We start from the raw sequence: 13,348 nt of genomic DNA on the forward strand, positions 1-13,348 counted from the left end.
CGCGGCGGCGCGATACGTCTGTCGCCCGTGCGAAGAAGGGAACGCCCATGTCCGATACCCAAGAGCGCAACGCCGACCTCAAGGCGCTGATCCGCACCATCCCGGACTTTCCCAAGCCCGGTATCCAGTTCCGCGACATCACCACCTTGCTGCTCGACCCGACCGGCTGGGCGACCGCGATCGAGCGGATGGTCGCGGCGGTCTCGGGCCCGGTCGATCTCGTCGCCGGCATCGAGGCGCGCGGCTTCCTGTTCGCCGCCGCGCTTGCCGCGCCATTGAAGGCGGGCGTGCTGCTGATCCGCAAGGACGGCAAGCTCCCCGGCGCGACGATCGCCGAAGACTATGCACTCGAATATGGCACCGACCGCATCGCGATCCACGCCGACGCCTTCGCACCCGGCGCCCGCGTCCTGCTGGTCGACGACCTGATCGCCACCGGCGGCACCGCCCGCGCCGCGGTCCGCCTGCTCGCCAAGGCGGGGGCGGTCGTGACGCAAGCGCAGTTCCTGGTCGACCTCCCCGATCTCGGCGGCGCAGGGGCCCTACGCGCCGACGGCATCGACGCCACGGCCCTGATCGACTTCCCCGGCCACTGATCGCCCGTCAGCCACAGAAACCCACCAATCTGTTCCCCCGCGGACGCGGGGGCCCAGCTAAGTACCGCAGCACCCCGCCACCCTGGCCCCCCGCCTCCGCGGGGGAACAGCTAGGGTGTCGCCATGATCTTTAACGTGGCGTTCTCCAGCCGTGCCGACCGCCACCGCTCCCCATCAGCAGCGCCGTCATACTGCGGAGCGACGAGATCGCCCGGGCGGCGCCCATACACGTCGTCATGCAATGCTTGCACCAAGCCCGTGCTTGGAGCGGACTGACCTACACCCCCTAAATACCCCCCCGGCGGAGGCCGGGGTCCAATTGGGGAACGTCGCTAACGGGTGGCTGCGCGTAGTTACCCCTGTCGTCGCTATTGGACCCCGGCCTCCGCCGGGGAGGTGCCTTTCTTCCGGGCGTCCGAATACGCCCTCGCTGCGGCCACAGGAGTCGCTCCGGTCGCTCGATCACCACGCCCGTCAGACCCCGTTCATGGAACTTGCGACATACAGGGTCCGTTGTGCGACGAATGGCGGCGCTTTGTGTCCGCTCTCCACGTACGGGAGAATCTCCATGTTTATGAAGCGCTTCGGCATTATTGGCCTGGCCCTGGGTCTCGGATTGGGTGTCGCGGGCTGCACCGACGGCTATGGCTATGGCGGCGCCGGAGTCGGCTATGCGAGCGACCCCTATTATGGCGGGGGCTATGGCGGCGCGGGCTATGGCGGCGGGTACGGCGGCTATGACGGGTTCGCAGGCTATGGCGGCCTGAACTCCTATTATGGCTGGAGCGGCGACTATTATTATCCCGGCTCGGGCGTGTACGTCTACGATCGCAACCGTCGCCCCTATCGCTGGAACGGCGACCAGCAGCGCTATTGGCAGGGACGCCGCGGCAATTATCGCGGCGGCGGCAACTGGGGCAATTTTGCGCGCGGCAACACGCCTGCCGCCCGCGACTATCGCCAGGACCGCCGCGAGGCCAATCGCGACTTCCGCCAGGACCGCCGCGAGGATCGCGGGCAACTCCGCAACGGCCAGATCACGCCCGACCAGTTCCGCGGCGAGCGCCGCGACGCGCGCCAAGGCTATCGCAACGAAGCCCGGCAGGATCGCCGCGAGTTCCGCCAGAACCGCGGCAATGGCGGTGGCGGTCGAAGCTTCGGTGGCGGCAACCGCGGCGGCAATCGCGGTGGCGGCGGCAACCGCACGCCACGCTAAGGCGCGCCGGGCCTAGGCGGACGGTGCAGGCGCGTCTTGGGGGCGCGTCTGCACCAGCCCGTTCGACACGAACGTCATCACCACCACGTCGTCCTGGTTGAACACGCGCATCCGGCTCTTGAAGATCCCCATTTCGGGCCGGCTCGCCGAGACGCGCTTTTCCAGCACCTCGTTCTCGCATCGCAGCGTGTCGCCCGGATAGACGGGCTTGACCCATTTCAGCTCGTCGATCCCGGGCGATCCGAGTCCCGCCTGCCGGTTCTCCTTCAGATGCGCGACCAGCATCGCCATCGTCATCGCGCAGGTATGCCATCCGCTCGCCGACAGCCGCCCGAAATGCGTCGCCGCGGCAGCCTCGTCCGACAGGTGGAACGGTTGCGGATCATATTTCGTGGCGAAGTCCATCACCTCTTCGCGGGTGACGGCATAGTGGCCGAACGACGCGGTCCTACCGACCTCGATATCCTCGAAATACTGCATGCGCGCGGCTCCTCTTATCGTTGCATCACCTTCTGGAAGGGCGCGTCGGTGCCGTCCAGCCCCGCCTCCGCCGGCAACCCGATCAGGTCGCGCAGCAGCGGTTCGATCGCGACATTGTCGAAGCTCGCAAGCGTCTTGCCGCGCGCGAACGCCGGCCCGTTGGCGAGGAACAGCGCGCGCATCTCGGGCGCCATATTGTCATAGCCGTGCATGCCCCCGACGAACGTCTTGGTCGGCGCGCTCGGATCGACTCGCCAGCCGACATCGGCGAGGCACAGATAGCTCGGCACACGCGGATTGCGCCCATAATGGAACCGCGCGGGGATCTCCCCTTTGCGCCAGCATTGCAGGTGATCGTGGCGCTTGAGCAACCGCGCCTCGAGCGCCGCCTCATGCCCCGGCACCGCGAACAGCGTCGCATAGGGCCCGGTCTCGACCGTCCGGTAATCCGCCTTGTCCGCGATCGTGTCGAGCGCGACGACCCGGTCGCTGCTCGTCGCCGCCATGCCGTGGTCGGCAACGATCACGAGATTCGCGCGCTGCCCGAGCGCCGCGAGCCCGTCGACCAGCATGCCGATCGCGGAATCGACGTCCGCGACCGCGCGTGTCACGCCCGCGCTGTCGGGGCCGTCCGCATGGCCGGCGCTGTCGACCGTATCGAAATACAGCGTCACCAGCTTGGGCCGGATCGCCGCCGGGCGCCGCATCCAGTCGAGCACCGCGTTGACCCGCTGCGTCCCCGACACCTGCTGGTTGAACTGCTGCCAGTCCTCCGGCCGAGTCCCGCCGTCGATCGCGCCATGGCTGTCGGGCTTGACCGTACCGCCGACCGCGACGTTCGCGCCCGGCCAGAACATCGTCGCGGTCCGGATCCCGGCCTTTTCCGCATCGACCCAGATCGGCGAACTCTCGCTCCACCAGAACGGATCGTCGCTCGCCATCGTGAAGGTCTCGCCCGGCCGCGCCGGATCCTCCATCTTGTTGCCGACGATCCCGCTGCGATCGGGGCGCAGACCCGTCACCAGCGTCCAGTGATTGGGAAAGGTGATGCTGGGAAAGGACGGTCGCATGCTCGCAAACACCCCGCCCGCACGCAGCCGGTTGAGGTTGGGTGTCACCCCGCGGTCAAGATAATCGGGCCGGAACCCGTCGATCGACACGAGGATCGTGACGGGCGCGCGCACGTCCGAAGCCGGCACCGCGGCGGCCGTCGTGCGCGGAGCAGGCGCGGTAATCGGCGCGAGGGCAGGGGGCGTGTAAGGATAGGCACACCCGGAGACGGCGGTGGCCAGCATCACGCCAAGGAAGGTCGCCGCAGTCTTCATAGATGGTCGTCCCGAACGAATCCCGAATGCCGCGCTCTCTACCGGCCATGCGCCACGTGCGGAAGCAGTGTGGACGACATGCGCGGTATTTATCGGCAGGCTCAGGGACGCATGGGGACGCGCTTCCTTATCGCGGGAAGCCCCGCGCGCGCGCAGCCACGCACGGCGACGGCGAGGACTCGTTTTCGAGCCTCGCCGCTTTCGCGATCAGCTGTGCAGGAAGTGCATCACGTCGCCGTCATGGACGACATAGGCCTTGCCTTCCGCGCGCAGCTTGCCCGCCTCGCGCGCCTTCGATTCCCCACCGAGCGCGATGAAGTCGTCATACGCGATCGTCTCGGCGCGGATGAAGCCCTTTTCGAAATCGCCGTGGATCTCGCCCGCGGCCTGCGGCGCGGTCGCGCCCGCATGGACGGTCCAGGCGCGCGCTTCCTTCGGGCCGACCGTGAAGAAGGTCAGCAGCTGGAGCAGCTTGTAGCCCGCGGTGATTACCCGCGCGAGGCCGGTCTCTTCCAGACCCAGCTCGCCGAGGAACTCGCCGCGATCCTCGGCGGGCATCGTCGCGATCTCGGCCTCGATCGCCGCCGACACGACGACCGCCTCGGCGCCCTCCGCCGCTGCCTTTTCGAACACCCGCGCCGACAGCGCATTGCCGTTCGCGGCATCGCCCTCGTCGACGTTGCAGACGTACAGCACGGGCTTGGCGGTCAGCAGCTGCGCCTGTGCGAACACGCGCGCCTCGTCCTCGTCCTTGGGCACCGTCAACCGCGCGGGCTTGCCTTCGCGCAGCAGCTCGAGCGCCTGACCGAGCACGGCGGCGCCGATCTTGGCCTCCTTGTCGCCCTGCATGCCCTTCTTGGCGAGGTTGGGGACGCGCTTTTCCAGGCTTTCGAGATCGCTCAGCATGAGTTCCGTCTCGACGGTCTCGGCATCGGCGATCGGATCGACCTTGTTGTCGACATGCGTCACGTCGCCATTCTCGAAACAGCGCAGCACGTGGACGATCGCGTCGACCTCGCGGATGTTCCCGAGGAATTGGTTGCCGAGGCCTTCGCCCTTCGACGCGCCGCGCACGAGGCCGGCGATGTCGACGAAGCCGAGCTGCGTCTCGATGATCTTCTGCGAGCCCGCGATCTTGGCCAGCGAGTCGAGCCGCTTGTCGGGCACGCCGACGTTACCGACGTTCGGCTCGATCGTGCAGAACGGATAGTTCGCCGCCTGCGCCGCGGCCGTCTGCGTCAGCGCGTTGAAGAGGGTGGACTTGCCGACGTTCGGCAGCCCCACGATGCCGCAGCGAAAACCCATGATATGCCCTTGGTATAAGAATGTGTCGGCGCTTTAGGGCAGGGCGAAGAGGAACGCCAGCATCAGGCCTCAGCCTTCGCCCCAACTCTCCCGTCATCCTGACGAAAGTCAGGATCCAGGGTCGCAAAGGGCGCCATCCGTTACTCTGGATCCTGACTTTCGTCAGGATGACGGAAAGGTTGTCCGGACGCCCGACTGATCGACCCACCCGATTGCCGCAATGCAGCAAAATTATCGTACCGGTCGGTAGATATCTCGAGTCCCGTGCGTATATCGCGTTCTGCTAGCCAGATTTAGGAATTCCATGACCACTACCGCCAACGGCTTTGCCGCCCAGTCGCCCGCAACGCCGCTCGCGCCGTTCAGCTTCGAGCGCCGCGCGCCGGGCAAGACCGACGTCGCGATCGACATCGCGTTCTGCGGCGTCTGCCACTCGGATCTCCACACCGCCAAGGGCGAGTGGGAAGGCACGCTGTACCCGTGCGTCCCGGGCCACGAGATCGTCGGGCGCGTCACCGCGGTCGGCGACGACGTCACTAAGTTCAAGGTCGGCGACATCGCCGGCGTCGGCTGCATGGTCGACAGCTGCGGCCAGTGCCCGTCGTGCACCGACGGCGAGGAGCAATATTGCGAGACGACCGGGTTCGTCGGCACGTATAACGGCCCCGATCCTGTGCTCGGCGGCCACACCTTCGGCGGCTATTCGGATCATATCGTCGTCGACGAGGGCTTCGTACTCAAGGTTTCGCATCCCGAGGCCGATCTCGCCGCGGTCGCCCCGCTGCTCTGCGCGGGCATCACGACCTATTCGCCGCTGAAGCATTGGAAGGTCGGCCCCGGCCAGAAGGTCGGCATCGTCGGTCTCGGCGGTCTCGGCCACATGGGCGTCAAGATCGCCAACGCGATGGGCGCCGAGGTCTATGTCTTCTCGACCTCGCCGAACAAGCGCGACGACGCCAAGCGTCTGGGCGCCAAGGACCTGATCGTGTCGAAGGATGCCGATGCGATGGCGGCGCATATGAACAGCTTCGACTTCATCCTGAACACGGTTGCCGCGCCGCACAATCTCGACCCGTTCCTCGAGCTGCTCAAGCGCGACGGCACGATGACTCTGGTCGGCGTGCCCGCCGAACCGCATCCGTCGCCCTCGGTCGGCAACCTGATCTTCCGCCGCCGCCAGCTGGCGGGCTCGCTGATCGGCGGGATCGCGGAGACGCAGGAAATGCTCGATTTCTGCAACGAGCACGGCCTGGTGTCGGACATCGAGATGATCCGCATGGACGAGATCGAGCCCGCGTATGACCGCATGGTCAAGAGCGACGTGAAGTACCGTTTCGTCATCGACATGGCGTCGATGCCGAAGGCGTAACCACTTCTACTCCGTCCCCTTCAGGGGAGGGGCGGGGTGGGGTGGGGCAGTGCCGTAAGGGTCATCATTTGTGGCTAAGCCCCACCCCAACCCTCCCCTGAAGGGGAGGGCGAAGATACGGCAACACCACCACCCCGGCGAAGGCCGGGGCCCAAATGGGAAGGCCAATCTGATGAAGGGCAATCCTTCGTTAGCGACGTTCCCCAGTTGGGCCCCGGCCTTCGCCGGGGTGGTGCTTTGCCTGCCGAACTGTCTCAGCCGCCCCGATCACCACCGATAATTGAAACTGATGCTGATCCGCTCGCCCTTGGCAGCATTCGGCACGACCTCATGCCTGAGCCAGCTCTCCCAAAGAAACACGCTCCCCGGCTTCGGCACTGCATAGACGAACGTCCGCAGGTCCTCCGGCGCATCGTCGAGCCGCGTCGGCGCGGCCATCATCATCGGCAGCCGCGGATCCTCCAGCTTCAGCGCACCCGCGCCTTCGGGAATCGTCACGTACATCGTCCCCGAGACGACGCTGTGCGGGTGGATATGCCCAGAATGCGCGCCGCCGGGCTTCAGGACGTTCACCCACAGGCTGTCGAGCTTCAGCTTCCGCCCGCCCAGATCGAACGCGCAGTCCTTGGCGAACGCCGCGACATGCTTGTTGAGCAACCGCACCAGATCGCCGAACCGCGGATCGCGCAGCGGCAGGTCGTTCAGCGACGCGTACGACGTATACCCGCGATAGCCATGCGCCTTCGACCAGGCGACACCCGCGCGATCCGCCTTGGACAGTTCGAGCGCCGCGTCCTCGAGCTCCTCGACCAGGTCATCATCGCCGAGATCGGCCTCGTAGAACCGGGTGGCGAACAGCGAACGGGTGGTCATGGTTGCATCCTCACAGCGACATCATTCATGAAACGGACGTCGTCGCCCGCCGCCAGCCACGCCGCCTCCGCGGCGATCGCGCCGAGCATGTCGGACAGCGGCTCGATCTCGGCCTTGGCGTAATTGCCGAGCACATAGCCGGTGACGCGGTCCTTGTGCCCCGGATGCCCGATGCCGAGCCGCACGCGGCGAAAATCGGGGCCTAGATGCTGGTCGGTCGAGCGCAGCCCGTTATGCCCCGCGGTCCCGCCGCCGGTCTTCACCTTGACGCGGAAGGGGGCAATGTCGAGTTCGTCGTGGAACACCGTCAGCGCGTCGACGTCGAGCTTGTAGAAGCGCAGCGCTTCGCCGATCGACCGGCCGCTATCGTTCATGAAGGTCGCGGGCTTGAGCAGCAGGATCTTCTCGGAGCCTATCCGCCCCTCCTGAGTCCAGCCCTGGAACTGCTTCTTGACCGCGCCGAAGCCGTGCACTTCGGCGATCGCATCGGCGACCATGAACCCGACATTGTGCCGGTGCATCGCATATTGCGCCCCCGGATTGCCGAGTCCCGCCCAGATCTGCACGTTCTATTCTCCAAGAAAAAGTCGCTGCCTGTGCCCCTACCGTCATTCCCGCGGAGGCGGGAACCCATACTGGCAAACCTCTCGATTCCTCACAAAGGTCCGAGGGTCTGGATCCCCGCCTGCGCGGGGATGACGGGCAGGGGTGGGGAAGGCGCGGACAAAGCCCGCCGATCCCCCAAAACGAAACGGGCGGGAAAGCCCTAGCTTTCCCGCCCGCCCGATCACGTCAAAACCATCATCCGAAGACGAAGGGCCGGAGCCCTTAGTCCTTCTTCTGCGGCGTGATCTTGTCGTCGTCGTTGTTGTCGTCGTTAGGCTCGACCGGGGTCTCTTCCTCGGCAGCAGCCTCGGCGGCCTGCGCCTCGGCGACCTCAGCCTCGAGCTCTTCGTCCTCGACGGTCGGCACGGTCGGCGGCACGATCGTGGCGATCGCGAAGTCGCGGTCGTCGATCGCGGGCGTCGCGCCCTTGGGCAGCGTCACGTCGCTGATGTGGATCGAATCGCCGATTTCCATGCCGGTGAGCGAAATCGAGATCTCGCTCGGGATGTCCGATGCGTCGACGACCAGCTCGATCTCATGACGCGTGATGTTGAGGACGCCCTTGCCCTTCTTGATGCCCGGCGCGTCGTCTTCGTCGGTGAACACGATCGGCACCGCGACGGTGACGGTCGAGTGCTCGCCGATGCGCAGGAAGTCGACATGGATCGGGCGATCCGAAACCGGGTGGAACGAGACGTCCTTCGGCAGCGTGCGGACGCCGTTGACCATCACGACCGAATTCATGAAGTGGCCGGTCATCAGCGCCTTCATCAGCGCCTTTTCCTCGAGATGAACCGAGGTGGGTTCCTTGTTCAGGCCGTAGATCACGGCAGGCACGCGGCCATCACGACGCAGCGCCCGGGAGGCTCCCTTGCCAACCCGGTCACGCGTCTCGGCTGCGAGCGTCAACTGGTCGCTCATCAATATTCTCCGAAACTCGTTTGTTGTTCTTCCCGCCCACGCCTCCAGGGATGACCATGGACCGGAAGCGCGGGCGCATAGCGGAAGTAGGGGAGAAAAGCAATTCTACCCCTCTCCCCTCGGGGGAGAGGGAGGGGCCCGCGTGCACTCGCACGTGGGAGGGTGAGGGCACGGTGTGCCACAACCGCGTGCCCTCACCCTTCCGTCGCCTACGGCTCCTCCCTCCCTCTCCCCCGAGGGGAGAGGGAAAGCCCCTCAATACCTAACCCGCTCCGCCTTCACGCCAAGCTTGGCCAACTGCGCCTGCACGCTGTCTTGCCCCGCCAGATGCCCCGCACCCACCGCAACGAACACCGTCCCCGGCGACTTCATCCGATTCGCGACCCACTCCGCCCAGCGCGCATTGCGATCCACCAGCAGCACCTTGGCCACCTCGGGCGAATCCTTCAGACTGTCGTTCATCTCCCGCGCAAGCGCCTCGGGATCGCCCTTTGCCCATTCGTCGACCATCGTCGCCATCGTCGTCTCGAGCTCGGGCAACTCGTCGATCGTGGTGCCGAGAAACTGCAGCTGCGCCTTTTGCGACAGCCCGCCGAAATAGCCCAGCTGCTGCTCCGCCGTCTCCAGCCCGATCACCGGCTTGCCCGCCGCCTTCGCCGCCGCGGTGATCACATGCTCGGGCCCATTCTCCGAGTCATAGCCGAGCTTCGACAGCGGCGCGATCGACAGGTTTGTCGCCGCCAGCCACGGCCGAAACCGATCAAATGCGTTCGCCGGCAGCCCCAGGTCGGTCACCGCCTTCGCATAGGCCGCGCGCTTGTCGGCGGGCAGCTGCTCGGTCAGCGTCGGGCCATCCTTCGCCACGCCGGTCGCCATCACGAGGCTCTGCATCTTGTTCGCATCGGGCATCACCAGCTCGAGCACCACCTGCTGCGACCGGTCGAACGCGGTCTTCACCGCCTCGTCGAACCACGTCATGCCGGGCTTGAGCACATGGATCGTCCCGAACAGGTAGATCGTCGTGTCCTTGTCCTTCACCACCCACAAGGCCGGATCGGCATCGTTGGCGGCCTGCACGGGCTTCGGCGCGACCTGCGCACAGGCGGGGAGGGCGAACGCCATCGCGATCGCGGACAGCGCGGAGCGGAACGAGACGATCTTCGAAAACAGCTTCAAGGCCAGGGCATCCTTATCATTGGTCGCCCCCATGTAGGACGCCCCACTCAAACGCACCACTTGCCTCTCGCACCCCCATCCGCCAAAGCCCGCGCGTGACCCAGCCCCTGAAAAAGCCTCTCAGCTTCCAGCGCATGATCCTCACGCTCCATGACTATTGGAGCGAGCACGGGTGCCTGATCCTGCAGCCCTACGACATGGAAATGGGTGCGGGCACCTTCCACACCGCCACGACGCTGCGCGCGCTCGGGCCGAAACCGTGGAACGCCGCGTTCGTCCAGCCCTGCCGCCGCCCCACGGATGGCCGCTACGGCGAGAACCCCAACCGGCTCCAGCATTATTACCAGTATCAGGTGATCCTGAAGCCTTCGCCCGCCAACCTCCAGGAACTCTACCTCGGCAGCCTCGCGGCGATCGGCATCGACATGCTGAAGCACGACATCCGCTTCGTCGAGGACGATTGGGAAAGCCCGACGCTCGGCGCCTGGGGTCTCGGCTGGGAGGTCTGGTGCGACGGCATGGAGGTGACCCAGTTCACCTATTTCCAGCAGATGGGCGGCTTCGACATGAAGCCCGTCGCGGGCGAGCTGACCTACGGGCTCGAGCGCCTGGCGATGTATATCCAGGACAAGGACAGCGTCTACGACCTCGCGTTCAACGACGCCGGCGTCACCTATGGCGAGGTGTTCCTGGAGAACGAGCAGGAGATGTCGAAGTGGAACTTCGAGGTCGCCGACACGGACTCGCTGTTCGAACAGTTCCGCAAGCACGTCGCCGAATGCGAGAACAGCCTGAGCCACAAGCTGCCGATCCCCGCCTACGAGCAGGCGATCAAGGCCAGCCACGTCTTCAACCTGCTCCAGGCCCGCGGCGTGATCTCGGTCGCCGAACGCCAGGCCTATATGGGCCGCGTCCGCGACCTCGCCAAAGGCGCCTGCGCCGCCTGGATGGACAAGCACGGATGGGCAGCGTGATGCTCCCAAGCGCCGCAGGCTGTATCTCTTCTTCTCTCCGCGTCCTCTGCGCCTCTGCGCGAACAGACTATCGCGCAGAGGCGCAGAGAACGCAGAGTGTTTTTGCTCCGACCGGTGAGCCCGAATGACCGATTTTCTCCTAGAACTCCGCTCCGAAGAAATCCCCGCCCGCATGCAGGCGAAGGCGCGTGACGATCTCGCCAAGCTGTTCACCGCCGAGCTCGCCAAGGCCGGGATCGCCACCAGCGCGCTCGTCACCTACGCGACGCCGCGCCGCCTGACGCTGATCGCGCGCGACCTGCCGCTCGAGACCGCCGCGGTCTCCGAAGAGGTGAAGGGCCCCAAGACGTCCGCCCCCCCGCAGGCGCTCGAAGGCTTCCTGCGCAAGACCGGTCTCACGCGCGAGCAGCTCGTCGATCGCGGCGGCACGCTGTTCGCGGTCACCGAAAAGCCCGGCCGCGCCACCGCCGCCGTGCTGGCGGAGGCGATCCCCGCGATCATCCGTGCGTTCCCGTGGCCCAAGTCGATGCGCTGGGGCGACGCCTCGGCCAGCACCGAAAGCTTGCGCTGGGTCCGCCCGCTGCAAGGCATCGTCGCGCTGCTCGGCGAAGAGATCGTGCCGTTCGAGATCGCCGGCATCGAGAGCGGCGCCGCCACGCTCGGCCACCGCTTCCACCACCCGTACCAGATCACGATCGGCGGCGCGCACGACTATGTCGAGAAGCTGCGCGCCTGCCACGTCATCGTCGACCAGGACGAGCGCGCGACGCTGATCCGCGATCACGCACGCGAGGCCGCGCTGCAGGCCGGGCTCGAACTGATCGACGACGAGGGTCTCGTCGCCGAGAATGCCGGCCTCACCGAATGGCCGATTCCGTTGCTCGGCCAGTTCGACCCCGCGTTTCTCGACGTGCCGCCCGAGGTGATCCAGCTGACGGCGCGCGTGAACCAGAAATATTTCGTCTGCCGCAGCGCCGACGGGACGCTCGCCAACGCGTTCGTCTGTACCGCTAACATCGCCGCGCACGACGGCGGCGCGAAGATCGTCGAGGGCAACCGCAAGGTGCTCGCCGCGCGTCTGTCGGATGCGAAATTCTTCTACGACACCGACCTGAAGGTGCCGCTCGAAGAGCAGGCGGAGAAGCTCGAAAAGATCGTCTTCCACGAAAAGCTTGGCACGCTGGCCGACAAGGTCGACCGCGTCGCCAAACTCGCCCGCTGGCTGGTCGAAGAGGGCATAATCCTCCCCGGAACGGGGAGGGGGACCAGCGAAGCTGGTGGAGGGGGGGCGCCACGAAGCGCAGCGCCCGCGGAGAACCCCCTCCACCCTCAGCCTATGGCTGACGGTCCCCCTCCCCTTGCAGGGGAGGAATTGGCGGACCTCGCGGAACGCGCAGCACGTCTCGCCAAGGCGGATCTCGTCACCGGCATGGTCGGCGAGTTCCCCGAATTGCAGGGCCTGATGGGCGGCTACTACGCCGCAGCCCAAGGCGAGCACCCCGCCGTCGCCGCCGCGATCCGCGACCATTACAAGCCGGTCGGGCAGGGCGATGACGTCCCCACCGATCCGGTGACGGTGGCGGTAAGCTTGGCGGACAAGCTCGATACGCTTGTTGCGTTCTTCTACGGCGGCATGCCACCCACGGGATCGAAAGATCCTTTTGCACTTCGACGCGCTGCGCTCGGAGTGTTGGAGCTGCTTACCCGTAACAAACTGCGGCTGGGTCTCTGGCAGGCAATATATCGCAGCATGACCGGGTTTACAGATCAGCGGTGCAGTTCCGAAATGCCTGACGCTGCCATTGAAGAGCATCAGGCTAGTATCAAGCGCGCTTTCGATACTTTGCCGGACTTCTTCGCCGACCGCCTCAAAGTCCAGCAACGCGAAGCCGGTGTCCGTCACGACCTGATCGACGCGGTGTTCGCGCTCGGTGGCGAGGACGATCTCGTCCGCCTGCTCGCGCGCGTCCACGCGCTCCAGGCGTTCGTGATCACCGAGGACGGCAAGAACCTGCTCGCCGGCTACAAGCGCGCCGCCAATATCCTCAAGAAGGAAGCCCCTTCTGCTCCCTCTCCCCCCAAAGGAGAGGGGCGCGGAGAGGGTAGGGGTGAGGGGCTGCCAAGCAGTGCAGCGCCCGGAACAGCCCCTCACCCCGACCCGCTCCCCGGAGGGGAGAGGGAGAAGATGCTGTCCTACACGCCCGAACCGGCAGAGGCTGCGCTGATGACCGCGCTCGACTCCGCCGAACCCCGCGCCACCGCCGCAATCGCCGCCGAGGATTTCGCCGCTGCGATGGCCGCGCTCGCGTCGCTGCGCGCGCCGATCGACGCCTTCTTTGATAGCGTTATCGTCAACGACGCCGATCCCGCCAAGCGCTCCGCCCGTCTCGCCCTACTTGAGCGAGTCCGTGCCGCAGTGCACAACGTTGCAGATTTTTCGAAGATCGAGGGCTGACGGGAATGGATGTGCAGACAGCTCCCAGCGTCTGCACTTCCTATACTTCACT

12 protein-coding genes are annotated in these 13,348 nt (G+C 66.1%); 5 read left to right on the forward strand and 7 right to left on the reverse strand.

Annotated features, from left to right (window positions below; translation table 11 throughout):
* Positions 1-47 precede the first annotated feature (47 nt).
* Entirely contained in the window at positions 48-596 is a 549-nt protein-coding gene (locus C8J26_RS04865; protein WP_107956896.1) for an adenine phosphoribosyltransferase, read from the forward strand.
* Between the two features lie 568 nt (positions 597-1,164).
* The gene (locus tag C8J26_RS04870) at positions 1,165-1,812 is read left to right on the forward strand and encodes a hypothetical protein (RefSeq protein ID WP_146168766.1); all 648 of its coding nucleotides are present in this window, start codon (positions 1,165-1,167) and stop codon (positions 1,810-1,812) included.
* 12 nt (positions 1,813-1,824) lie between these two features.
* Here the strand turns inward: C8J26_RS04870 and C8J26_RS04875 are convergent, their stop codons facing one another.
* The 3 genes from C8J26_RS04875 to ychF form a co-directional block, all read right to left on the reverse strand.
* Positions 1,825-2,292, reverse strand: a complete 468-nt coding sequence (locus C8J26_RS04875) for a MaoC family dehydratase (protein WP_107956898.1) — start codon at positions 2,290-2,292, stop codon at positions 1,825-1,827.
* Between the two features lie 14 nt (positions 2,293-2,306).
* Positions 2,307-3,617: an alkaline phosphatase family protein gene (locus C8J26_RS04880; protein ID WP_244185157.1), complete on the reverse strand. Its 1,311-nt coding sequence runs from the start codon at positions 3,615-3,617 to the stop codon at positions 2,307-2,309.
* 207 nt (positions 3,618-3,824) lie between these two features.
* Positions 3,825-4,922 carry a redox-regulated ATPase YchF gene (gene ychF, locus C8J26_RS04885; protein WP_055880966.1) on the reverse strand — a complete coding sequence of 366 codons (1,098 nt, stop codon included), beginning with the start codon at positions 4,920-4,922 and terminating at the stop codon, positions 3,825-3,827.
* Positions 4,923-5,226: 304 nt separating this feature from the next.
* Here ychF and C8J26_RS04890 point away from each other — a divergent pair, with 304 nt between their 5' ends.
* The gene (locus tag C8J26_RS04890) at positions 5,227-6,291 is read left to right on the forward strand and encodes an NAD(P)-dependent alcohol dehydrogenase (RefSeq protein WP_107956899.1); all 1,065 of its coding nucleotides are present in this window, start codon (positions 5,227-5,229) and stop codon (positions 6,289-6,291) included.
* 267 nt (positions 6,292-6,558) lie between these two features.
* Here the strand turns inward: C8J26_RS04890 and C8J26_RS04895 are convergent, their stop codons facing one another.
* From C8J26_RS04895 to C8J26_RS04910, 4 genes are all read right to left on the reverse strand, one after another.
* Positions 6,559-7,164 (reverse strand): TIGR02466 family protein, encoded by a 606-nt coding sequence (locus C8J26_RS04895; RefSeq protein ID WP_055880960.1) that lies wholly within the window; start codon positions 7,162-7,164, stop codon positions 6,559-6,561.
* Positions 7,161-7,730, reverse strand: a complete 570-nt coding sequence (gene pth / locus C8J26_RS04900) for an aminoacyl-tRNA hydrolase (protein ID WP_056411558.1) — start codon at positions 7,728-7,730, stop codon at positions 7,161-7,163. The genes C8J26_RS04895 and pth overlap by 4 nt, the downstream gene beginning before the upstream one ends.
* Before the next feature lie 262 nt (positions 7,731-7,992).
* Positions 7,993-8,691, reverse strand: a complete 699-nt coding sequence (locus C8J26_RS04905; RefSeq protein ID WP_107956900.1) for a 50S ribosomal protein L25/general stress protein Ctc — start codon at positions 8,689-8,691, stop codon at positions 7,993-7,995.
* 255 nt (positions 8,692-8,946) lie between these two features.
* Positions 8,947-9,813, reverse strand: coding sequence for a TraB/GumN family protein (locus tag C8J26_RS04910; protein ID WP_107957081.1), 867 nt, complete (start codon positions 9,811-9,813; stop codon positions 8,947-8,949).
* Positions 9,814-10,001: 188 nt separating this feature from the next.
* On the opposite strand from C8J26_RS04910, the gene C8J26_RS04915 reads away from it, so the two are divergent.
* Together C8J26_RS04915 and glyS are read left to right on the forward strand one after the other, a co-directional pair.
* Entirely contained in the window at positions 10,002-10,841 is an 840-nt protein-coding gene (locus C8J26_RS04915; protein ID WP_107956901.1) for a glycine--tRNA ligase subunit alpha, read from the forward strand.
* A gap of 124 nt (positions 10,842-10,965) precedes the next feature.
* Positions 10,966-13,296 carry a glycine--tRNA ligase subunit beta gene (gene glyS / locus C8J26_RS04920; RefSeq protein ID WP_107956902.1) on the forward strand — a complete coding sequence of 777 codons (2,331 nt, stop codon included), beginning with the start codon at positions 10,966-10,968 and terminating at the stop codon, positions 13,294-13,296.
* Positions 13,297-13,348 lie beyond the last annotated feature (52 nt).

Source organism: Sphingomonas aurantiaca (assembly GCF_003050705.1).
GTDB classification, from domain to species: Bacteria; Pseudomonadota; Alphaproteobacteria; order Sphingomonadales; family Sphingomonadaceae; genus Sphingomonas; species Sphingomonas aurantiaca.